Source organism: Arthrobacter gengyunqii (assembly GCF_023022985.1).
Classification (GTDB): domain Bacteria; phylum Actinomycetota; class Actinomycetes; order Actinomycetales; family Micrococcaceae; genus Arthrobacter_B; species Arthrobacter_B gengyunqii.
This window is the reverse complement of the sequence record NZ_CP095461.1, coordinates 2,616,244-2,637,862: the sequence shown is the minus strand read 5'-3', so window position 1 is coordinate 2,637,862 and position 21,619 is coordinate 2,616,244. Positions and strand designations below refer to the sequence as shown.

The 21,619-nt window shown below is 66.8% G+C and carries 21 protein-coding genes; 18 read left to right on the top strand and 3 right to left on the bottom strand.

Annotation, left to right across the window (positions count from 1 at the left end; translation table 11 throughout):
- Positions 1 to 198 precede the first annotated feature (198 nt).
- From MUG94_RS12035 to MUG94_RS12000, 8 genes are all read left to right on the top strand, one after another.
- Positions 199 to 2,172: a DUF8094 domain-containing protein gene (locus MUG94_RS12035; protein ID WP_227906274.1), complete on the top strand. Its 1,974-nt coding sequence runs from the start codon at positions 199 to 201 to the stop codon at positions 2,170 to 2,172.
- A gap of 64 nt (positions 2,173 to 2,236) precedes the next feature.
- Entirely contained in the window at positions 2,237 to 3,199 is a 963-nt protein-coding gene (locus tag MUG94_RS12030; RefSeq protein ID WP_227891969.1) for a tetratricopeptide repeat protein, read from the top strand.
- Positions 3,200 to 3,209: 10 nt separating this feature from the next.
- Positions 3,210 to 4,322, top strand: coding sequence for an NADH:flavin oxidoreductase/NADH oxidase (locus MUG94_RS12025; RefSeq protein WP_227906273.1), 1,113 nt, complete (start codon positions 3,210 to 3,212; stop codon positions 4,320 to 4,322).
- A 158-nt stretch (positions 4,323 to 4,480) separates the two neighbouring features.
- On the top strand, positions 4,481 to 5,266 hold the full coding sequence (locus tag MUG94_RS12020) for an ABC transporter ATP-binding protein (RefSeq protein WP_227906272.1): 786 nt from the start codon (positions 4,481 to 4,483) through the stop codon (positions 5,264 to 5,266).
- Entirely contained in the window at positions 5,248 to 6,819 is a 1,572-nt protein-coding gene (locus MUG94_RS12015) for a transporter (RefSeq protein WP_227906271.1), read from the top strand. Before MUG94_RS12020 ends, MUG94_RS12015 begins: the two co-directional genes overlap by 19 nt.
- A 14-nt stretch (positions 6,820 to 6,833) precedes the next feature.
- On the top strand, positions 6,834 to 7,145 hold the full coding sequence (locus MUG94_RS12010) for a DUF3039 domain-containing protein (protein WP_227891988.1): 312 nt from the start codon (positions 6,834 to 6,836) through the stop codon (positions 7,143 to 7,145).
- Between the two features lie 10 nt (positions 7,146 to 7,155).
- Positions 7,156 to 8,604: an MFS transporter gene (locus tag MUG94_RS12005; RefSeq protein WP_227906270.1), complete on the top strand. Its 1,449-nt coding sequence runs from the start codon at positions 7,156 to 7,158 to the stop codon at positions 8,602 to 8,604.
- Positions 8,601 to 10,391 (top strand): DEAD/DEAH box helicase, encoded by a 1,791-nt coding sequence (locus tag MUG94_RS12000; protein ID WP_227906269.1) that lies wholly within the window; start codon positions 8,601 to 8,603, stop codon positions 10,389 to 10,391. The genes MUG94_RS12005 and MUG94_RS12000 overlap by 4 nt, the downstream gene beginning before the upstream one ends.
- A 724-nt stretch (positions 10,392 to 11,115) precedes the next feature.
- Here MUG94_RS12000 and MUG94_RS11995 read toward each other — a convergent pair.
- Together MUG94_RS11995 and MUG94_RS11990 are read right to left on the bottom strand one after the other, a co-directional pair.
- Entirely contained in the window at positions 11,116 to 11,739 is a 624-nt protein-coding gene (locus MUG94_RS11995; RefSeq protein ID WP_227906268.1) for an isochorismatase family protein, read from the bottom strand.
- Positions 11,736 to 13,067 carry a nicotinate phosphoribosyltransferase gene (locus tag MUG94_RS11990; RefSeq protein ID WP_227891987.1) on the bottom strand — a complete coding sequence of 444 codons (1,332 nt, stop codon included), beginning with the start codon at positions 13,065 to 13,067 and terminating at the stop codon, positions 11,736 to 11,738. The genes MUG94_RS11995 and MUG94_RS11990 overlap by 4 nt, the downstream gene beginning before the upstream one ends.
- 86 nt (positions 13,068 to 13,153) lie before the next feature.
- Between MUG94_RS11990 and clpS the strand changes: the two genes are divergently transcribed.
- From clpS to MUG94_RS11940, 10 genes are all read left to right on the top strand, one after another.
- Positions 13,154 to 13,486 (top strand): ATP-dependent Clp protease adapter ClpS, encoded by a 333-nt coding sequence (gene clpS, locus MUG94_RS11985; protein WP_227891953.1) that lies wholly within the window; start codon positions 13,154 to 13,156, stop codon positions 13,484 to 13,486.
- A gap of 44 nt (positions 13,487 to 13,530) precedes the next feature.
- Positions 13,531 to 14,088 (top strand): DUF2017 domain-containing protein, encoded by a 558-nt coding sequence (locus MUG94_RS11980; protein ID WP_227891952.1) that lies wholly within the window; start codon positions 13,531 to 13,533, stop codon positions 14,086 to 14,088.
- Positions 14,089 to 14,147: 59 nt separating this feature from the next.
- Positions 14,148 to 15,128, top strand: coding sequence for a glutamate racemase (gene murI, locus MUG94_RS11975; protein ID WP_227891951.1), 981 nt, complete (start codon positions 14,148 to 14,150; stop codon positions 15,126 to 15,128).
- Positions 15,129 to 15,980, top strand: a complete 852-nt coding sequence (locus MUG94_RS11970; RefSeq protein ID WP_227906267.1) for an MBL fold metallo-hydrolase — start codon at positions 15,129 to 15,131, stop codon at positions 15,978 to 15,980.
- Between the two features lie 185 nt (positions 15,981 to 16,165).
- A complete protein-coding gene (locus tag MUG94_RS11965; protein ID WP_227906266.1) occupies positions 16,166 to 16,762 on the top strand; it encodes a hypothetical protein in 597 nt (198 codons plus the stop codon).
- Positions 16,734 to 16,988 carry a hypothetical protein gene (locus MUG94_RS11960; RefSeq protein WP_227906265.1) on the top strand — a complete coding sequence of 85 codons (255 nt, stop codon included), beginning with the start codon at positions 16,734 to 16,736 and terminating at the stop codon, positions 16,986 to 16,988. The genes MUG94_RS11965 and MUG94_RS11960 overlap by 29 nt, the downstream gene beginning before the upstream one ends.
- A gap of 116 nt (positions 16,989 to 17,104) precedes the next feature.
- Entirely contained in the window at positions 17,105 to 17,899 is a 795-nt protein-coding gene (rph, locus tag MUG94_RS11955) for a ribonuclease PH (protein WP_227891945.1), read from the top strand.
- Positions 17,896 to 18,528, top strand: coding sequence for an RdgB/HAM1 family non-canonical purine NTP pyrophosphatase (gene rdgB, locus MUG94_RS11950; RefSeq protein ID WP_227906264.1), 633 nt, complete (start codon positions 17,896 to 17,898; stop codon positions 18,526 to 18,528). Before rph ends, rdgB begins: the two co-directional genes overlap by 4 nt.
- Positions 18,529 to 18,678: 150 nt before the next feature.
- Complete coding sequence (locus tag MUG94_RS11945; RefSeq protein WP_227906263.1) at positions 18,679 to 19,377, top strand: DedA family protein; 699 nt, start codon at positions 18,679 to 18,681, stop codon at positions 19,375 to 19,377.
- 108 nt (positions 19,378 to 19,485) lie between these two features.
- Positions 19,486 to 20,502 carry a 3'-5' exonuclease gene (locus MUG94_RS11940; protein ID WP_227906262.1) on the top strand — a complete coding sequence of 339 codons (1,017 nt, stop codon included), beginning with the start codon at positions 19,486 to 19,488 and terminating at the stop codon, positions 20,500 to 20,502.
- Here the strand turns inward: MUG94_RS11940 and MUG94_RS11935 are convergent.
- Positions 20,499 to 21,617 (bottom strand): ADP-ribosylglycohydrolase family protein, encoded by a 1,119-nt coding sequence (locus tag MUG94_RS11935; RefSeq protein WP_423724267.1) that lies wholly within the window; start codon positions 21,615 to 21,617, stop codon positions 20,499 to 20,501. The two genes, MUG94_RS11940 and MUG94_RS11935, sit on opposite strands and share 4 nt — an antisense overlap.
- Positions 21,618 to 21,619 lie beyond the last annotated feature (2 nt).

Sequence of the window (21,619 nt, the reverse complement as noted above, 5' to 3'; positions counted from 1 at the left end):
GCGTCAGATTATCAGTCCGGCGGGCCGCCCGTCGGGGTGCACGGCCGCGGCGGGGCGCTTCGAATGTGCCCTGTCAGTGGATTTCGTTACCATTGGGTTATAAACCCGGTTACCGCCCCGACAGCCAAGAGGCTCCACGTCCCGTTCCGCCTGCCCACAGGTGAGGGCGCTTGCACCGAGACTGAAGATAGGTAAGTTGTGCGAAACAAATTTGCAGTTCCGCTGATCGTGATCGGAGTGCTGCTGATGCTGATTGGCATCGGACAGCGCACCGTCTGGGCTCCGCCCAGCACCGTCACCGCCGCAGCACCGTCCTCCGAGCAGGAAGCGCCGCTGACTGTCATCAGTGCGGATGTCCTCACGCAGCACTCTGAAGGGGTGGACGTTACCGTTTCGGCGGATGGCCCGTTCCTCATGGCTGTGGGCCGGGCCGACGACGTCGACGCCTGGGTGGGAGATGCCTCCGTGCTGCGGATCGGTGCCGACGGAGAGTCGCTGACCTCCGAGGTGACCGAAGGTACTGCCACGGTGCCCAACCCTGCCGGTTCCGACCTTTGGGTCTCCGAACAGGAGATCGACGATGAAGTGACCTTCGGCTGGGAGCCGCCCGCTGCGGGCGACTGGCAGATCCTGCTGGCCACGGACGGCACCGCCGCAGCACCCTCGGCCGTTTCGGTGACCTTCGCGAATGATGATTCCACTCCGTTCGCCATTCCCTTGATTGTCGGGGGCGCACTTCTCGCCGTGCTGGGCCTGGCGCTTGCTTTCGTGTCCGGCCGCGGGAACACCGGACGCCGGGCGGGCGGCCGCGGACCCACCTCCTCCGGCCCGGCCAAAGAGACCAAACCGTCGGGTGCCCATCCGGTGACTGACTCCACCACCTCGCTGCCGGCGGCCAAGCCTGTTGCGCCTGCGGACGCCAAGCCCGTGGGGGAGAAGGCTGCGCCGAACAAGACGGCGGACGCCAACCCACTGCCGGACAAGACCGCCCCGGACAAGAGCGCCTCGAATAATAAGACCGCCCCTGACAAGAGCGCCCCGGACAAGTCTGCGGTCAGCGGCGCCGGGGACCCCGCCGTCGTGCCCGCCAAGGATCCCAAATCGGGAGCTGCCGGAACCACGTCAGCCTTTGGCATCCTTCCCGTCCTGCGGCGCCGCGGCCCGGCAGCTGCGTTGGGCACCGTCGTTGCCGTTGCCCTGGCTTTTGGCGCGGCGCCGGCACCGGCTCTGGCCGTGCTTCCCCTGACCGCCAGCGCCACGGCCGAGCCCGGCAGCGAGGCCACCCCGCCAGTGGTTTTGGATTCGCAGCTCGAGCGGATTCTTACCGAGGTGTCAGCCACTGTGGCTGAAGCGGACGCAGCCAAGAACCCGCAGCTGCTCGCCACCCGTGCAGGCGGCTCTGCCGCGAGCCTGCGGGAGGCCAACTACGCCACCGCAGCCAAGGTGCCGGAAACTGAGGCACCGGAACCGGTGGAGGCCGAGCCGCTGATGACGGACCTGATCATGGGCGGAACCGAGTTCCCGCGCAGTGTCGTGGCTGTCACCCAGGGTCCGGACAACGAGGTTCCGCAGGCATTGCTGCTGGTGCAGGAATCGGCGCGGGAAAACTACAAGCTGATGTCGGCCATCAAGATGCTCCCCGGCACCACGTTCCCCAAGCGTCCGGTCAACGGCACCGGAGTGGAGCCCGCTCCTGCGGATTCGGCTGACGGACTAACCGTTGCGCCGCAGACAGCCGTCGAGGGTCTGGCGGATGCGCTGACCAACCCCGAGGGCGCAAACAAGGACACGTTCGCGTCCAACACCTTCGCAGAGGCCGTGACCGAATTCCAGAACACCGTGCTGTCCAGCCCGGACAACGAGTTTGCGGACATTACCTTCAAGCACACCGCGGTTCCGGCGAACACCCGGGCGCTGCGGACCGCAGACGGAGGCGCCATTGTCTTCGGGTACATGGACAGCAGCTATGCCAGCGTCCCGCGGGAGGTGGGCGACTCCATCAATCTGGAAGGCACGGTCTACCAGAAGCTGACGGGGGAGACGAGCACCGAAGAAGGCATTGACGTGAAGTACGGCGAGGGCGTCATGCTGTACCTTCCGCCCGCCGGCAGCACGGACCAGATCCAGGTCATCGGCGCCGTTCAGGAACTGCTGTCCGCCACCCTCAAGTAACTCCACCGTCCATCAGTGGTAACCGGGGTGCCGGATACCCGAATCCGCGTATTAAGGTGAATCCATGAGCACTCCGAACCACCGTCCCGCACCGGCCCCTTCCTCGATGAATCTGCGGGGAGCCGTTGACCTGTCCGCCCTGAAGGCCAAGGCCACAGCGCCTCCCGCAGCCGCCGGCCCTTCGGACGGGGCGGGTGCGGCTTCGGACGGCGCCAGCCCGTACATCGTGGAGGTGTCCGAGCAGTCTTTTCCCCAGGTGGTTCAGCTCTCGGCCCAGGTGCCGGTGATCATCGACCTCTACTCGGCCCGCAGCCCGGAGTCGCAGCAGGTCAGCGCCGTGCTGCGGAGCATCGTGGCTGAGCAGGACGGAAAGCTGCTGCTGGCGCAGGTGGACGTGGATCAGCATCCCCAGATTGCCCAGGCATTCCAGGCCGTGGCCGTGCCCACCGTGGCTGCGGTCCTCAAGGGCCAGCCGGTGCCGCTCTTTGACCGTGCAGTGCCCGAGGAGCAGATCCGTGCCCTGGTTGCTGAGCTGCTGCAGGTCGCCGCGGCGAACGGCGTCACCGGTTCCCTGAACGAGGGCGGAAGCGCTGACGCGGCCGAGGACGCACCCCTGCCGCCGCTGCACCAGGAAGCCTACGACGCGATTGTTGAAGGAGACTACGACGGCGCTGCCGCCGCCTACCGCAAGGCACTGGCCGAGCAGCCCGCCGACGCCGAGGCCAAGGCCGGCCTCGCCCAGGTGGAGCTGATGGCCCGGCTCAAGGGAGTTGATGCGGAGAAGCTTCGCACTGATGCCGCCGACAACCCCAACGACGTCGACGCCCAGCTGGCGGTCGCCGACCTGGATGTTTCCGGCGGTCACGTTGAAGATGCCTTCACCCGCGTGGTGCGGCTGATAGCCCGGGTCTTCGGTGAAGATCGCGAGCGGGCCAGGCTGCGGCTGCTGGACCTGTTCGAAGTGGTGGGCACCACCGACCCGCGGGTAACCAAGGCGCGCTCCGCCCTGGCCCGGGCACTCTTCTAGGCCCGCCGGAATGACCGATACCGCAGCTCACCAGTTCCCCGGCCTGTTCGATCCGCTGACCCTGCGGGGCCTTGAACTGGCCCACCGCGGCTGGGTTGCCGCCATGTGCCAGTACTCCTGCGACGAGGTCAACGCGCCGGGAGTGCCGAATGATTGGCATCTGATGCATCTGGGCTCCTTCGCCGCCGGCGGAGCGGCGCTGATCATCACCGAAGCCACTGCGGTCAATCCCGAAGGACGGATCAGCCCCCAGGACACCGGCATCTACACCGGGGAGCAGGCGGAAGCCTGGCGGCGGATCATCGACTTTGTGCACCGGTACGGCGCCGCGGACACCAAGATCGGCGTGCAGCTCGCCCATGCGGGGCGCAAAGCCTCGACCTACGCACCGTTTGCCGACGGCCGCGGCAGTGTTCCCGAGGCCGACGGCGGCTGGCTCACCGTCGGCCCCACCGCCGAGCCATTTGGTCGCTATGCCGCCCCTGAGGCCTTGGACGAGACCGGCATCCGCAAGGTCATTGCGGACTTCGCCCGCGCAGCTGAACGGTCTGTGGACGCAGGCTTCGACACCATCGAAATCCATGCCGCCCACGGTTATCTGCTGCACCAGTTCCTGACACCGCTGGTCAACACCCGCACCGATGGCTGGGGCGGGTCCGAGGAGGGACGCAACCGCCTCACGCTGGAGGTTATTGACGCCGTCCGCGCGGTCATTCCCGAATCCATGCCGCTGCTGCTGCGTGTTTCCGCGACGGACTGGACCCCCGGCGGCGTGGACGAGCACACCTCGGCGCGCCTGGCGGAGCAGGCCCGTGACCGCGGCGTCGACTTCGTGGATGTTTCCACCGGCGGCGCAGTTCCAGCAGCGTCCATCCCGGTGGCACCGGGATATCAGACCGGGTTCGCGGAACATGTGCGGAAGCATGCCGGCGTGCCCACGGGCGCCGTCGGACTGATCCGTACCGCGGATGAAGCCGAGGAAACCCTGCGCACGGGCCGTGCCGATGCCGTGCTCATCGCGCGTGCAGCGCTCAGCGATCCGCACTGGTGGCTGCATGCTGCCGACGCGCTGGATGCCAAGCTGCCGTGGGCGCCGCAGTATGAACGGGCCCGCCCGGCGTAGCCCCGGGGACGGTTGGCTTAGCTCGGCCGGCAGAAGCACCCCACTACTCCAACAGACGGGTTCCGCCGTCCCGATACGCCGGAATTCTGGTCCTTGCGGCTGATCCTTTCGGCGGGAGCCCGACGGTACGTTGGATGCATGACGAAAGTAGTGCTGATATGACCGACTCCATGCCGCTGGAAACCCCGACTGCCCCTGCCCTGGCGATCCGGGGACTGGCGAAGCGTTTTGGCGAAAAGAACGCCGTCAACGGGATCAGCCTGGACGTCCCGGCGGGCTCCTTCTACGGACTGGTAGGCCCCAACGGCGCGGGCAAGACCACCCTGCTGTCCATGGCGACCGGGCTGCTGCGGCCCGAGCACGGGCAGGTCTGGGTGCACGGCACCGATGTCTGGGCGGAACCGTTGAAGGCCAAGCGCCTGATGGGCGTGCTTCCGGACGGGGTTCGGCTTTTTGACCGGCTCACCGGCGAACAGCTGGTGACGTACGCCGGCCTGCTGCGCGGCATGGACCGCGGGACCGTGGCCGAGCGCGTGCACGACCTGCTCGAGGCAATGGACCTGTCCAACGATGCGGGCACCCTTGTTGTCGACTACTCCGCGGGGATGACCAAGAAGATCGCCCTCGCCTCGGCACTGATCCATGCGCCGCGGCTGCTGGTGCTGGATGAGCCGTTCGAAGCGGTGGACCCGGTGTCCGCTGCCAACATCCGTGACATCCTCGCAGGCTACGTTGCCACCGGAGGCACGGTCATCGTCTCCAGCCACGTGATGGATCTGGTCCAGCGCATGTGCGACCACGTGGCAGTGGTGTCCGGCGGCAACCTCCTGGCGGCTGGAACAGTGGACGAAGTCCGCGGCGGCGATTCTTTGGAGGACCGCTTCGTAAAGCTCGTCGGCGGACGAACCCACTCGGAAGGCCTTCCGTGGTTGCGCACCTCCTAAGGCTCAAGCTGACCCTGCTGCGCAACTCCCTGCGGCGCAGTCCCTGGCAGATCGTGGGGATTGTTTTTGGCGCGCTGTACGGCATTTCGATCCTGGTGCTGCTGTTGGGCGGGCTGTTTTTCCTAAGCACGACCGACCCGGAACTGGCCCGCACCGCCACTGTTCTTGCCGGTGCCGCAGCCGTGCTGGGGTGGGCACTGATACCGATCCTCGCCGCCGGTGTGGACCTGACCCTGGACCCGGCACGCTTCGTCACGTTTGCCGTACCCCTGCCCCAGCTGCTGGCCGGGCTGGCGCTGGGCGGCCTCATCGGAATCCCGGGCGTGGTCACCCTGCTGGCGGCACTTGCTTCAGCCGCGGTCTGGTGGCGTTCCCCCGCAGCAGTGGCTGCCGGTCTCCTGTCCGCCCTCATTGCCGTCTTCACCTGCGTTATCGCTGCCCGGGTCACCGTGGCAGCGAGTACCTCATTGGCTTCCTCCCGCCGGTTCAAGGATGTATCCGGTCTGGTGGCCATCATTCCCCTGATGCTGCTGGGACCGATTATCGGCGGGATCACCTCGGGTGTCAGCGGCGCAGGGGATTACCTGCCCTCCCTGGCGCGCACGCTGTCCTGGACCCCGCTGGGAGCAGCCTGGGCTGTTCCGGGCGATGTTGCCCTGGGCCAGTGGGGGACCGCGGCCGCCAAGCTGGTCATCGCCGTCGTCTTCCTGGTGCTGCTGGTCTGGGCCTGGAAAGTCCTCCTGTCGCGGGCGCTGGTTACGCCCCCGCACAACGCCGGAGCGCGCCGCAAGGGCGGCAAGCTGGGCTTCTTCGCAATGTTCCCGGCAACCCCCACCGGCGCGGTGGCGGCGCGGGCGCTGACCTACTGGATCCGGGATCCGCGCTACGGCGCTTCCCTGCTCATCATCCCGCTGCTGGTGGTGGTGCTCCTGTTCGTGAACAACACGGGCGGCACCCCGGTGGTCCCGCTGCTCATTGGCCCGCTGGTGGCTCTCCTTCTGGCCTTTGGACTCTCGGCCGACGTGGCCTATGACAACACTGCCTTTGCCCTGCACATCAGCACCGGTGTCAGCGGTGCCGCTGACCGTGCCGGCCGCGTCATTGCCTGCGCCGTTTTCGGCGTGCCGACGGTGCTGCTCGCCACCGTGCTGCCGTGCGTGCTGCTGGGCGAGACCGGCCTGCTGCCGGTGCTGCTGGGCGTGTCGCTGGCGTTGCTGCTCAGCGGCCTGGGCCTGTCCAGTGTGGTGTCGGCCCGTTACACCTACAACGTGCCGCTGCCGGGGGAGAACGCATTCAAGACACCGCCCGGCTCCGGCGGGCGCACCGCCCTTGTCCAGGGCCTGGGCATGCTGGCTCAGCTCGTGATTGTGCTGCCGGTGCTGGCGCTGGCCGTGGCCGCCGTCGTGACAGGCAGCGCGCTGTTGAGCTGGCTGACACTGGCGGCCGGCGTGCTGCTGGGAGCCGGACTGCTGCTGGCCGGCATCCGGATTGGCGGTCGCTGGATGGACCGCCGCGCACCCGAGCTGTTGGTTGCCGTTACGGTGAACAAATGACCCCTGGTACTAAGATGGGAACCATGAGTCTTCCTCCCGATCCTTTCGAAAACGACCCTGCCCGCCGCCTCGACGACGGTGGTGGTTCCACCGCTGTCATCGAGCGTGAGGAACAGCGCGAATACACCGAGCCCGGCGACAGCGAGCGGTTTGCCCATTACGTCCGCAAGGAAAAGATCATGGAGTCCGCGCTCTCGGGAGAACCCGTGATCGCGCTGTGCGGCAAGGTCTGGACCCCGGGCCGCGATCCGAAGAAATTCCCGGTGTGCCCCACCTGCAAGGAAATCTATGAAGGGCTGAGCGCGCCCAAGGACGGCAAGAAGTAACTCCGCGCGCATGAGCGGTTCTGTTCCGCAGCCGCGCCCGGCCGGCGCGATGTCCGCCAGGTACCGAGCCCTCACGCTGGGCATCCTGGCGATCATCACCTGTTCGGCGTTCGAAGCGATGGCGGTGACGACGGCGATGCCCGTGGTGGCTTCGGAACTGTCGGCGGGAGCCGGTTACGGACTGGCGTTCTCGATGTTCCTCACCGCATCGCTGCTGGGCACCGTGGTGGCAGGCAGCAGATGTGACCGCGAGGGACCGCTTCCGTCGCTGGCGGCCGGCATGGTCCTGATGACTGCCGGCCTCGTCCTGTCGGCCCTGGCCGGAGAATTCTGGATTGTTACCGCCGGCCGGGCAGTGTCCGGGCTTGGCGGCGGAGCCATGATTGTGGCGGTCTACGTGATCATCGGCGAGATCTACCCCTCCGCGCTGCAGCCGGTAATTTTCGGTTGGCTCGCTGCGGCGTGGATCCTGCCCTCCATGGTGGGTCCGCTGGCGGCCGGCCTGCTGGCACAGTACGTGAGCTGGCGGTGGGTCTTTGCCGCCGTCATTCCCATTGTGCTGGCGGCCGGGCTGGTGCTCTGGCCGCGGATCCGCACGCTCGGCCCGCCGGTCAATCCCGCCCTGGACCTGGCAGCGGGCCGCAGGCGCGCGCTGTGGGGAACGGTGCTGGCCGTTGCCGTCTTTGTCGCCCAGTGGGCGGGCAGCGCAGCTGCCGCCTCGTCGGGTGCGTCGTCAGGCGGCGCCCCGACGTCGGCGGCTGTGCTGCTGTGGATTGCTGCGGCAGCGGGAGCGGGCGCGGCCGGCGTCGCGCTTGTCCGTCTGCTGCCGCCGGGCACCCTGAGCCTTGCCCGCGGCCTGCCCAGCGTCGTCGCCACGCGCGGGTTGCTCAGCGCCGGATTTGTGGCCGCCGAGGCCTTCCTGCCCCTGATGCTGCTGGCCACACACGGTGTGGACCCCGCCACTGCCGGACTGGCGCTGACCGCAGGAGCGGTAGGCTGGGCTGTGGGTTCCTTCCTCCAGGCTCGTGCCCGCGGGCGGCGTCACCGGCTTTTGGTGATCGGCGCGTCCATGCTGGCCGCGTCCGTGGGAGGAATCGGGCTGCTTGCCTCTCCCTCGGTCCCCTTCTGGGTGATCGTATTGGTCTGGACCTTCGCGGGAGCAGCCATGGGCCTGGCCCTTTCCAGCACCTCGGTCATGGTGCTGGCACTGTCCACTTCCGCGGACCGGGGACGCAATTCCGCGTCCCTGCAGATTTCCGACCAGCTCGGAGCCGTGGCGGGAACCGCCGTGGCGGGGATTCTCTTCGCCCTGCTGCAGGATCCCGCAGCTTCCGGACAAACCGGCGTGTACCGCGTCATGTGGCTTGTCCTGGCCGTTTTTGCGTGCCTGGGGATTGTCTCCGGAGCCCGCAGTGCAATTGTTACTCCAAATACAGGAAAGGTGCCGTTCACAGCGTGAGCCCAGACACCCTCTTCGGCGGACCGGCCCTGCCGCCCGCCTACCCGGAACGAGCCGCGTGGGGCACCGCCCCGAAGCTTCGCCAATGGCAGGCCGAAGCACTCGAGAAATTCTTTGCCGCGGACGCAGACGACTTCCTCGCCGTCGCCACCCCCGGCGCAGGCAAAACCACGTTTGCCCTGCGCGTGGCCACCGAACTGGTGGACCGGGGGATCGTCAAGCGGATCACCGTGGTGGCGCCCACCGACCACCTCAAACGCCAGTGGGCAGACGCCGCCGCCAAGGTGGGCCTGGCCCTGGACCCCAACTTCAAGAACGCCGACGGGCGTCACGGCGACGGTTTCATCGGCGTTGCCGTGACCTACGCGCAGGTTGCCTCCAAGCCCATGCTGCACCGGGCCAAGACTGAAGCGGCACGTACCCTGGTGATCCTGGACGAGATCCACCACGGCGGCGACGCACTGTCCTGGGGCGACGGCATCCGTGAAGCCTTCGAGCCGGCCGTCAAACGGCTGTCCCTCACCGGTACGCCCTTCCGCTCCGACACCGCCGCCATTCCCTTCGTGGAGTACGAAAAGGACCCTGACGGGATCCGCCGGTCCAAGGCGGACTACACCTACGGCTACGGGCAGGCGCTCAAGGACCATGTGGTGCGTCCGGTCATGTTCATGGCCTACTCCGGCACCATGCGCTGGCGCACGAGCGCCGGCGACGAAATGGCCGCGTCCCTCGGCGAAGCCGCCGTCACCAAGGACATCACCGCCCAGGCCTGGCGCACCGCGCTGAACCCCACGGGCGAGTGGATTCCCTCGGTGCTGGCGGCCGCGGACCGCCGGCTCTCCGAGGTGCGCCGGGCAGTGCCCGACGCCGGCGGGCTGGTGATTGCCACGGACCACGACGACGCCCGCGCCTACGCCGGCCAGCTCAAGAAGATCACGGGAGAGTCGCCCACGGTCATCCTCTCCGACGATGCCAAGGCCTCGGACAAGATTGACGAGTTCTCCGCCGGCGACAAGCGCTGGATGGTGGCCGTGCGCATGGTGTCCGAAGGTGTTGACGTTCCGCGCCTGGCGGTGGGCGTCTATGCGACCTCCACGGCAACCCCGCTGTTCTTTGCGCAGGCTGTGGGGCGGTTTGTGCGTGCCCGCAAGCGCGGTGAAACGGCATCGGTGTTCCTGCCCTCCGTGCCCAATCTGATGGCCCTGGCCAACCAGTTGGAACTGGAACGCGACCACGCCCTGGACCGCCCGGAGAATCACCTCGAAGAGGAAGGCTTCGCGCTGGAGGACAGCCTCATGGAGGCCGCCAACCGCGAGGAAAAGGCTTCGGATTCCCTCACGAAGCAGAAGTTCGAGGCACTGGAATCCCAGGCGTCCTTTGACCGCGTCTTGTTCGACGGCGGCGAGTTCGGCACCGGGGGAGAGCTGGGCAGCGAAGAGGAACAGGACTTCCTGGGCATCCCGGGACTGCTCGACGCAGATCAGGTGGGCATGCTGCTGCGCCAGCGCCAGCACGAGCAGCAGTCCCGCCGGGGCCGCAAGGCAGCTGCAGCGGCGCCCGAGCCCGAACCGGCCCCGGCGGTCATGGACCACCGCCAGCTCACCGAACTGCGCGGCCAGCTGGCCAAGAACGTCTCCGCCTGGTCCGCCCGTTCGGGAATGCCGCACGGCATGGTGCACAGCGAACTGCGCCGCATCTGCGGCGGACCGCCCGTGGCGCAGGCCAACGAAGAACAGCTCAACCAGCGGCTGAAGAAGCTGCAGGACTGGTTCATCGGCCGCAAGTAGCTGAAAGGGACCAGAACAACGACGGCGGGCGCCGGTTCCTTCGGGAGCTGGCACCCGCCGTTGTTGTGTGCCGGCGCCGGCGCCGTGCGGGCTGGTGCGGGTCCATGGTTAGCGTCCGTAGAACAGATAACGGGCTCATGGGGGACGTTTTTAGGCCCGTTATCTGTTCTAGAGAAGTCTCAACCCGGAGCGTCAGGGCCGATGGCGAGTCCAAAGCACCGGGTCGAGCGACTTTGGGGCCCTGATCCGCACAAAGGACCCGGAGCGGCCATCGACTGTGCAGCTCTGGCGGGTTCCAGGCGGCTGAGATCACCGTTTGTACGTACCGGAGCCGTTGCGCCGATCCTTCGTGCAGATAACGGGCCTAAACCGGGCCAGCGCGATTCCTTCGTGCAGATAATGGGCGCAAACATGCGAATTTGGCCGGTATGGGCCCGGGATCTGCACGAGAGATTTCGGCGAGCCCCATGATCTGCACGAAGGATCTGATGGGCAGCTTTGGCGGGTCGGAAGTACCAGCCCCGCGGTGTGTGTGCAGCTCTGGCGGGTTCCGGCGCACTGAGGTCACCGTAGGTGCACACAGGAGCGGGTCTCGAGGGGTAGAGGTCGCCATACGTGCACACCCAGGACACAGAAGAGGTGCCGGAGCAGTTCATTACGCTCCGGCACCTCTTTGCTGTTTGCCGGGCCGGCCTGCTTAGCCAAGCAGGCCGGCCGTGGATGCTTACAGGTCCAGCAGTTCCACGCCGGCGTCTTCCAGTTCCGCCAGTGCCGCCCGGGTGTCGGCACGGTCAATCCCTGCGCACAGTTCGGGGATGACGTACGTGTCGTAGCCGGCCGCGACGGCGTCCAGCGCGGTGGCCCGGACACAGTAGTCGGTGGCCAGCCCCACGATGACGACCTCATCGACGTCGTTCTCCCGCAGCCAGTCATCCAGGCTCACCGTCTCGGCGGGATCAACCGGCACGACGGCAGCGTCCAGGTCACCCGTGGGCACCTCGTCTTCCGGAGCAAGTACGCCTTCGAAGCCCGAATAGGCAGCCTCGTACTGGCCTTTGCGGAAGAAGGCATCAATATGCTCGGTGTCCAGGTCCTGGTGCGGGCTGGCGCCGGTGGTGCCGGCGACGCAGTGCACCGGCCAGGACTCCTTGTAGTCCGGAGTGTCGGAGAAGTGGGCTCCGGGCTCGATGTGCCAGTCCTGGGTGGCGGCCACGACGTCATAGCGGCCCAGCGTCGTCTCGATGTAGTCGGTGATGTCCGACGCCGTGTCGGCGCCGCCGGGAACGGCGAGCGGACCTCCTTCGCAGAAGTCGTTCTGGACATCAACCACAATCAGGGCGCGCGTCATGCTTCCTCCTCGTATTCTGTCGGGATCACCGGTTCGCCGCGCTGCAGGCGGTGCACCGCACCGGGCAGTTCGGCCAGCGACGCGGCATGCCGCTTTGCCGCCCGCTCCACGCCTTCAGCCCCGGTCCAGCCGGGCAGGATTTCACCGTCGGCAACAAATTGTTCCAGCAGCGGCCGGTCATTGCCGTCATCCAACGGCCGGTGCCCGATGCCGATGACCTCTGCGGTGGCCGTTCCGTGCTCATTGAGCCGGCGCAGGGCGTACTTCCGGCCGCCGCGGGAGGCCTTGTTCTTGGCTGCCTTGGCCACGGAGACAAACTCATGGTCGTCTCCTTCCCTGCTGACCAGCTTGTAGACCATGCCGGCGGTCGGAGCGCCGGACCCGGTGACCAGCGACGTTCCCACCCCGTAGGCATCCACCGGCGCCGATGCGAGGGCGGCAATGGCGTATTCATCCAGGTCAGAGGTCACCATGATCCGGGTTTCCGTATTGCCCAGGTCATCCAGCAGCGCGCGGACCCACCGCGCTTGGGCCACCAGATCGCCGGAATCCAGCCGGACGCCGCCGAGCTTCTGTCCCGCAACGGCGACGGCGTTGCGCACGCCGGCCTCGACGTCGTACGTGTCCACCAGCAGCGAAGTGTTGGCGCCGAGGGAGCCGACCTGGGCCTCAAAGGCGTCCCGCTCGGTGTCATGCAGGAGGGTGAAGGAGTGCGCGGCGGTGCCCACGGTCTTCAGGCCGTACCGCCGCCCCGCCTCAAGATTGGAGGTGCTGTCGAACCCGGAGATAATCGCGGCGCGGGCCGCGGCAACGGCTGATTCTTCGTGCGTGCGGCGCGAGCCCATCTCGATGCAGGGACGTCCGTCGGCGGCCATCACCATGCGTGACGCGGCCGAAGCGATGGCGCTGTCATGGTTCAGGACGGAAAGCACCAGGGTTTCCAGGATGCAGGCTTCGGCGAAAGTGGACTCCACCGTGAGGATCGGTGAATTGGGGAAATAGGCCTCGCCCTCGGCATAACCGAAGATGTTGCCGGAGAACCGGAAGCCCGCCAGCCATTCCAGGGTGGGCTCATCCACCACGGAGGTGTCCGCCAGGAACTGCAGCTGCTCCTCGCCGAAGCGGAAGGCGGCCAGAGCGTCGAGGATGCGGCCGGTGCCTGCCACCACGCCGTAGCGGCGTCCGTCCGGCAGCCTGCGGCCAAAGACCTCGAACACGGAGCGGCGGGAGGCCGTGCCCGAATGCAGGGCTGCCTGCAGCATGGTCAACTCGTAATGGTCTGTATACAGGGCGGCATTTGGTTGGCGCCACGTTGAAGGGCTGTTCACAGTCAAGACTCTATCCCCCGTTCGCTTATTGAGTAGAAGGCATTCGGTGGCGGTTTGGCCAGCGGGTCCAACCTACAATTGGAGTCATGACGTTGAGCACTGCACCCGGCGCTGTCCTGAGCGCTTCGACGGGCACCGACACACTCGAGCGTACCGAAACGGAGTCCCTCGTTGGCAAGGACGTGCCGTGGGTGGTGATCGTGTGGAATGACCCGGTCAACCTGATGAGCTACGTCAGCTACGTGTTCCGCAGCTACTTCGGGTACTCGGAGGCCAAAGCCAACAAGCTCATGATGGAAGTGCATGAGCAGGGTAAATCGGTGGTTGCCGCCGGCTCACGCGAATCGGCGGAGCGGGACACCGTGGCCATGCACTCCTTCGGCCTCTGGGCCACCTTCCAAAAGACCGACGAGCCCTAAACAGCGCAGCACAGACCGGCACGGGCCGGCGGATAGGAACAGACGTGGCAACCGGATTCAAATCCACCCGCAAGGGCATTTCGGCATCGCTGGATGCGGGGGAGCGGGAGCTGCTGCGCAGCCTGTTTGCCGACGTGCTGAACATGCTGGAACCCGACAGCCCCGCGGACGCTGACCCGCTGGCGGCGATGGTGGGTTTGGACACCAGTGCACGTGTGCCGGACGACTCCGCGCTGCGCCGGCTGCTGCCCGACGGCGTGCAGGGCGACGACGGCGAAGCCCTGGAATTCCGCCGCCTCACCGAGCGCTCGCTGCGGGAGGACAAGACCGGCGCACTGCGGGCGGCGTCGGTGCTTCTGGAGTCCAAACAGCTGCTCCTCAACGCCGAGCAGGCCCAGTATTTTGCCCGTGCACTCAACGATGTGCGCCTGGTGCTGGCAGACCGGCTGGGGCTGGAAACCGACGAAGACACCGAGCGGCTGCACGGCATCACGGACCCCTCCCAGGCTCAGGACGTTGACGGTTACCTGGCTCTGGTTTACAACTTCATCACCTGGCTGCAGGAGACACTGATGCAGGCCATGATTCGCACCCTGTTGTGATCAAGGCCACGTTCCGCTGAGTACGCGCCGGAGCCCGCGGGGGCTATTGTCGATACATTATGAGCTCTGACCCGGGTAGTTCCACGCTGACGAAAGAACCGCTGAAGGACGCACAGCGCCAGAATGCACCCATTGGAATTTTCGACTCCGGAGTGGGCGGACTGACGGTCGCCCGCGCGGTGATCGACCAGCTGCCCAACGAGTCCATCCTTTACGTGGGCGACACCGCGAAGGGACCGTACGGCCCCCTGCCCATTGCCGAAGTTCGGGCCAACGCACTCGGCGTCATGGATGAACTCGTGGATTCGGGCGTCAAACTGCTGGTTATTGCGTGCAACACCGCCTCTGCCGCAGTTCTCCGGGACGCCCGCGAGCGCTACACCCGCCGCTACGGCATCCCCGTCATTGAGGTCATCCAGCCTGCCGTGCGGCGTGCCGTGGCTGCAACCCGGTCCGGCCGGGTGGGAGTGATCGGCACCGAAGCCACCGTGGGGTCCCGGGCCTACAACGACACGTTCGCCGCTGCCCCGCACCTGCAGATCGCCTCCGTGGCCTGCCCGGCCTTTGTGCAGTTTGTCGAAGCCGGGGTTACCGCAGGCCCGGAGCTGCTGGCCACCGCCGAAGAGTACCTTGCACCGCTGAAGTCCCAGGACGTGGACACCCTGGTGCTGGGCTGCACGCACTACCCGCTGCTGACCGGCGTGATCTCCTACGTGATGGGCGACGGCGTCACGCTCGTGTCCAGCGCCGAGGAGACGGCCAAGGACGTTTACCGGGCCCTCATCTCGCACAACCTGCAGCGCACTGCTGACACCGCACCCCGGCACCATTTCGTGGCCACGGGGGACGCGGCGTCGTTTGAACTGCTGGCCCGGCGTTTCCTGGGCCCCGAAGTCCTCAGCGTGGAACACGTCGAGAACGTGGCAGCCCACTATCCCACCGGCAGCATGGCCCGGGTCACCCCGGACATGGTGGCCGCAGCCCGCTCCATCAACCGCGAAAACGGAAGGCCGCCCGGCGCCCTTCGGAACGGCACCTAAATGAAACTGACCATCGTGGGCTGCAGCGGCTCCTTCCCCGGACCGGCCTCTCCCGCCTCCTGCTATCTCGTGACCGCCAACGACGGCGTACGCGACTGGCGCATCCTGCTGGACCTGGGTAACGGATCCTTGGGCGCACTGCAGCGCTACATGGACCTGCGCGACATTGACGCGGTCCTGCTGACGCACCTGCATCCGGACCACTGCATGGATCTGTGCGGCCTGCATGTGGCGGTGCACTGGGATCCGGCGGGCTGGAACCGGGACCGGATCATCGTCTGGGGTCCCCAGGACACGGCAAACCGGATGGCCACCGCCTACGGGCTGCCCTCGGACCCGGGCATGCATGAGGACTTCGAGTTCCGGCACTGGACCAGCGGCGAGGAAGTGTCCATCGGTCCGTTCACGGTCACCCCCTATCCGGTGCGGCATCCCGCAGAAGAGGCGTACGCGCTGAGGGTTGAGGCCGCAGGGGTCGACGCGGACGGCAATCCCGTGGTGCGTACCCTGGCCTATTCCGGGGACACCGACTCCTGCGAGGGGTTGGAGGAAGCCGCCCGCAACAGCGACGTCTTCCTGTGCGAAGCAGCCTTCCACGAGGGCCGGGATGACGCCATCGAAGGAGTGCACCTGACTGGAAAACGTGCCGGTGAAGCCGCTGCGGCCGCAAATGCGCGCCGTCTGCTGCTCACCCACCTTCCGGTCTGGAATGACGCAACCGTTTCCGTCGCAGAGGCGCGGGAAACCTACGCCGGAGACCTGGCCGTCGCCGTCGCCGGTGTCTCCTACGACGTCGGCAGTCCTTTTACCTTGCCGCTGGCGATGAACCCGGGAGTCCTGCCGGCCGGTTAGTGCCCGCTGCCGTGGCCGGCTTCATCGAACAGGTACCGCCGGGGTGGAAGGCGGCAGAATTAAGGCCGGGGCCGCCTGGGCTCAGAAGGAGTATCGGCCGATCGAATCGCGGCGCTGAGAGGCATGCGCAGTGCGGGTGCGGCGCTGACCCGTATCGGGCAGGAACGCAGCTAGGCTGACCGGCAATGGATGAGGAACAGCTTGAACAGATCGCCAGTCAAGCGGCGGAACTAGCCCGTGCCGATCCGGCGTGGTGGGAAATCGCCGCTGCCTTGAGTCCGTTGGCCGTCCTGATTGGCGCTGGGGTTACGTTGTGGATCGGGCTGGCCTCGGTTCGCCGGCAGAGGATCAATACGGAAAAGCAGTCTGAGGATAACCGAAAGGCCATGGCTGAGCGCCGCCGGGCCGATGACCGGGCAGAATGGTGGAAGAGGGTCCAGTGGGCCCTGGACGCTTCTCTGTCCGACCAGGTCAAGCGGCAGGACCTTGGATTCAAGATGCTGGATCGGCTCACTGCGGCCGGCAAGGTCGATGATGAGGATCTGACACTGCTGGACCCGGCATGGCGTCCGACGGCAGCATCAAGCGCCGCTCAGGCTGAGGAGACCATGGACACGGCGTCAAGTACGCTCCAGACCATGGCCGCTCAGGGCATCATCGGCGATGACTACCTGGCGGCGTACCAGCGGGTTATGGACGAGGCAGGCACGGAGGAGCACAATGGGACCGACACCGGCGACCGAGAGGACGGCAATGAGCGAAACGCACAAGCTGAGCCGTAACGAGGCAGCTGAATTCCTGGCCGAGCTGGGCCGGGATATTTCGGCTGCGCGGCTGCGTGTCACCATCGACGGAAAGCTGGGCCGTGAAACGCCGGCTCCGGTGAAGAAGCTTGCCAGCCTGCCTGACCCGCCCTCCATCGACGTGTCGGGAGCAGAGGCTTCGCCCGATGAGTCAGTAATCGAATCCGGTGAAGCCGCGGGCGTCCGCAGCCGGCTGAAACAGTAGTCAGCCGTGTACATCCGGCAATAATCACGGCGTACCGTCCTGCCTGATAGATCCTTCGCAAACAGGCAAGGGTCAGCGCTGCCGGTCCGGACGGCGCCGGCCGATAGACTGGGCGCATGACTACAGCCGCACACAATCCTTCCTCCACGCCCTCCGCAGGCACCGCCGTCGTCCGCTCTGATGGCCGCACCCCTGACCAGCTGCGCGACATCACCATTACCCGCGGCTGGTCCAAGCAGGCGGAGGGCTCGGCACTGATCGAGTTCGGCAACACCAAGGTGCTGTGCACCGCCTCTTTCACTCCCGGGGTGCCGCGCTGGCTGAAAGGCGAAGGCACGGGATGGGTCACGGCGGAGTACGCCATGCTGCCCCGGGCCACGAACACCCGCAACGCCCGCGAGTCGGTCAAGGGCAAGCTCGGCGGACGCACGCATGAGATTTCCCGGCTGATCGGCCGCTCGCTGCGCTCGATCATCGATACCAAGGCCCTCGGCGAGAACACAATTGTCCTGGACTGCGACGTGCTGCAGGCCGACGGCGGAACCCGCACCGCCGCCATCACCGGCGCCTACGTGGCCCTCGCCGACGCCCTCGCCTGGGCCAAGGACAACAAGCTCATTGCCCGCAACGCGAACCCGCTGGTGGACACGGTGGCGGCCATCAGCGTCGGCATTATCGACGGCGTGCCGATGCTGGACCTGCCCTACGTTGAAGACGTCCGTGCGGAAACCGACATGAACGTGGTGGTGACCGGATCCGGCAAGTTCGTAGAGGTGCAGGGCACTGCTGAAGGAGCGCCGTTTGACCGCGACGAGCTGAACGCCCTGCTGGACCTGGCCCTGCTGGGCACCTCGGAGCTGGCGGAAATCCAGCGGACGACGCTGGGGGAGTCGCTCGGGGACAACGCATGAGCACCGGCGTTCCTGCGGGCGCCAGGCTGGTCCTGGCCACCCGGAACCCCGGCAAGCTGCGGGAACTGCGCGAACTGCTGCGCGGACGGATCGAGGGGCTCGACGTCGACACCCAGGTCATTGACGCCGCCACGGCAGGCGTTCCGGACGTGCCCGAAACCGGCGTGACCTTCGAAGCCAACTCGCTGCTCAAAGCCCGCGCGGTGGCTGAAGCAACCGGGCTGGCGGCCATTGCCGACGACTCCGGGCTGGCCGTGGACGTCCTGGGCGGAGCCCCCGGCATTTTCTCCGCCCGCTGGTCCGGCCGGCACGGGGATGATGCCGCCAACCTGGACCTCCTGCTGGCTCAACTGGCGGACATCGCGGACGAGCACAGGGGTGCGGCCTTCGTCTGCGCCGCTGCGCTGGCGCTGCCCGGAGGACACACCGTGGTGGAGCGGGCGGAACTGCGTGGGACGCTTCTCACAGTGCCGCGCGGAAACGGCGGATTTGGTTACGACCCGATCCTGCGCCCGGAGGGTTTCGACCGCAGCTGCGCCGAACTCTCCCCGGAGGAGAAAAACGCCATCAGCCACCGGGGACAGGCGTTCCGGGCGCTGCTCCCGGCCATCGTGGAGGCCCTGGCCTGAGCAGATCCGGAGCATGCTGCGGGGTCCGTGCGGCGGAAATCAGCCGGCTCCCGCAGCACCCCGCCGGACCCCTGAAAACCGCCCGTTTGACGCCTAAAGCGGTGTCGGGTTTTCACCGCGGCCCCTCCGTAAGGCAGAATTGGGGTCAATATGACTACACAGATCCTTGCCTCAGTTGCCACCGCCAATACCGACGGATCGGCGCTGGGAGGGGTCGCCGACTGGGCCGTAAGCGTCATGGAGGCCATCGGTGCCCCGGGCGCAGGCTTGGCCATCGCCCTTGAAAATCTCTTTCCGCCACTGCCCAGCGAGGTAATCCTGCCGCTGGCAGGGTTCGCCGCCAGCCAGGGCAACTTCTCGCTGATCGCGGCCCTGATCTGGACAACGATGGGCTCGGTCGTCGGCGCCCTGGCCCTGTACCTGCTCGGGGCTTGGCTGGGACGGGACCGCATGCGGCGGCTCGTGTCCAAGGTGCCGCTGGTGGATCTCGAGGACGTGGACAAGGTGGAAGCCTGGTTCAACCGCCACGGCTACAAGGCAGTGTTCTTTGGCCGGATGATCCCCATTTTCCGAAGCCTCATCTCCATTCCCGCCGGCATTGAACGGATGCCCGTCTGGAAGTTCCTGGGCCTGACAACTGCGGGCAGCCTGATCTGGAACTCGATCTTCGTGTTTTCGGGCTATTACCTCGGTGAAAGCTGGCACATCGTCGAGGAATACGCAGGGGTCTTCCAGAAGATCGTTATTGTTGCCTGCCTCGTGGTTGCGGTGTGGTTCGTTATCAGCAAGGTCCGCTCGCACCGCCGCAAGAAGGCAGCCCCTCCGGTCCAGCCGGTCGACGGCGAATAGGCCGAGAACCTGCCGCACCGCTTTATCGCCGGACCGCCCCCCCTTATGCCTGCTCAGAACTCGCTTGCATCGAACCCGCTTGCTAAGAACTAAGGAACCGAACACCGCGTGGGAATTGAATTCACGGCCATTGACTTCGAAACGGCCAACGGATTCCGGGGTTCGCCCTGTTCAGTGGGACTGGTCAAGGTGCGCGACGGCATGGTTGTCGATGAAGCGTCCTGGCTGATGCGGCCGCCCGCCGGCCATGACTATTTCGATCCCCGCAATACCCGCATCCACGGGATCGAAGCCCGGATGGTGGCCGGTGCCCCGCGGTTCGGCGATCTGTTTCCGGAGATCGGTGCGTTCATCGGCGGGGACCTGCTGGTGGCCCACAATGCAGCCTTCGACATGGGCGTGATCCGGTCCGCGCTGGAGGTCTCCGACCTGCCCGGACCGGCCTATGACTACACCTGCTCCGTGGTGCACTCCCGGCGGACCTATTCCCTGGTGTCGCATTCCCTGCCGTTCGCGGCCGAGGCCGCCGGAGTTCCGCTGCAGAATCACCACGACGCCGTGGAGGACGCCCGCGCGTGCGCGGGCATCATGCTGGACATAGTCCGCCGCACCGGCGCCGCGGACATGCCCGGCTTCTTTGCAGTGCAGGGCATGGTTCCGTCCCGGCTGCCTGCCTACATCCCCGGTATCGACGCTCTCTCCAAGGCAACCCGGGCGGCGCTGGAACGCGGAACCGGCACGGAAGCCAAAGCTGCCGCCACTGGATGGACGGGCTGGCCTGCCGAGGGCGAGAACCCGCCGCCCAACCTGCTTGCTGACACCAGCCACCCGCTGTACGGACAAACCGTGGTGTTCAGCGGAAACCTCGGCATGTCCCGGCAGTCGGCAAAGAACCGTGCCGCCGATCTCGGCGCCAAGCCCGCGTCCAACGTCACCCGTGCCACCACCGTGCTGGTGATGGGCGACGGTTTCGAGGCGGGGGACCTGCGCAACGGTGTCCTGACGGGCAAGGCGCGCCGGGTCCTGGACCTGCACGGCAAGGGCCAGCGCATCGAGGTGCTCTCCGAGCCGGAGTTCCTGCAGATGATCGACGGGACCTGGCCCGGAACGCTCCGGCAGGCTTAGCCCGCAGTGGCCGCGGTGAACTGCCGCGCCAGCTCCTCAATGACATCCCGGCCCTCCAGGGCGGCCAGCCACTCCTCCGGCAGTGCTTCGGTGCCATGCAGCGTGCCCAGAATGTTGCCGGTCACGGACCCGGTGGAGTCGCTGTCGCCGTCGTGGTTCACGGCCAGCGCCAAGGCGGCACGGAAGTGTTCCTGCGGCGTGTCGGCTGACGCCGTCGCCAGGGCCGCATACAGGCCGATGGCCAGCGCCTCTTCAGCCACCCAGCCCTCGCCCAGGGCACTGGTCAGCTCCTCGGGGGGAACCGGGCCGGAGCCCGCCAGCGACACGGCGGCGGTCAGCCGCTCGGCCAGTTCGGGCACTCCGCTTTTAGCGGCCCGTTCCAGTGCCGCCCCGGCGGCGTTCTGCAGGGAAGCTTTCGGGTCCAGAAGATCGTGGATCAGGGTGGAGAACACAGCCGCGCTGTGCAGGGCGGACGGATGCCCGTGCGTGAGCGCCGCCGCGTCTTCGCTGAGCCGGTACACCATTTCGGTCTCCACATAGGGGAGCAAGCCAAAGGGTGCAGAACGCATCACCGTTCCGCATCCCTTGGAATCCGGGTTGACCGGCCGGAACTTGGTGCCCATGTCCGGTCCCGAGAGTCCGGACAGGCATGCGCTGCCCGGGGCGCGGCGGTGGTGCAGCACGGCCTGGTCGTCAATCCACCGGGCCGGCGGGCTGGGAGCACCCGGATCCAGGGCCACGCCCTGCGTCTTCAACCAGCGCAGGTATGCCAGCCACAGGCAGGCTGTCTCATCGGCGCCCAGTCCGGCATTGGCCCATTCCAGCGCCTCCAGCAGCCCGTCGAGTGTGTACAGGGTCATCTGGGTGTCATCCGAAAACGGAACAGGTGCCGGCAGGACGGCGAAGTCCCGGAGCCCGTCGGGACCGAAGGAGCTGCGGATCTCCGGCAGGCGGGAAAACTCAACGGCATAGCCCAGCGCATCACCCAAGGCGCCGCCCAGCAGGCAGCCCAGCACTTTTCCTGACTGGCCATTGCGCGCAAGATGGGAGGAGGCCGCGCCGGACCCGCTGGGGGAAGGGTCAGGGACAGAGGAATGTTCAGGGTTAAGGCTCACCG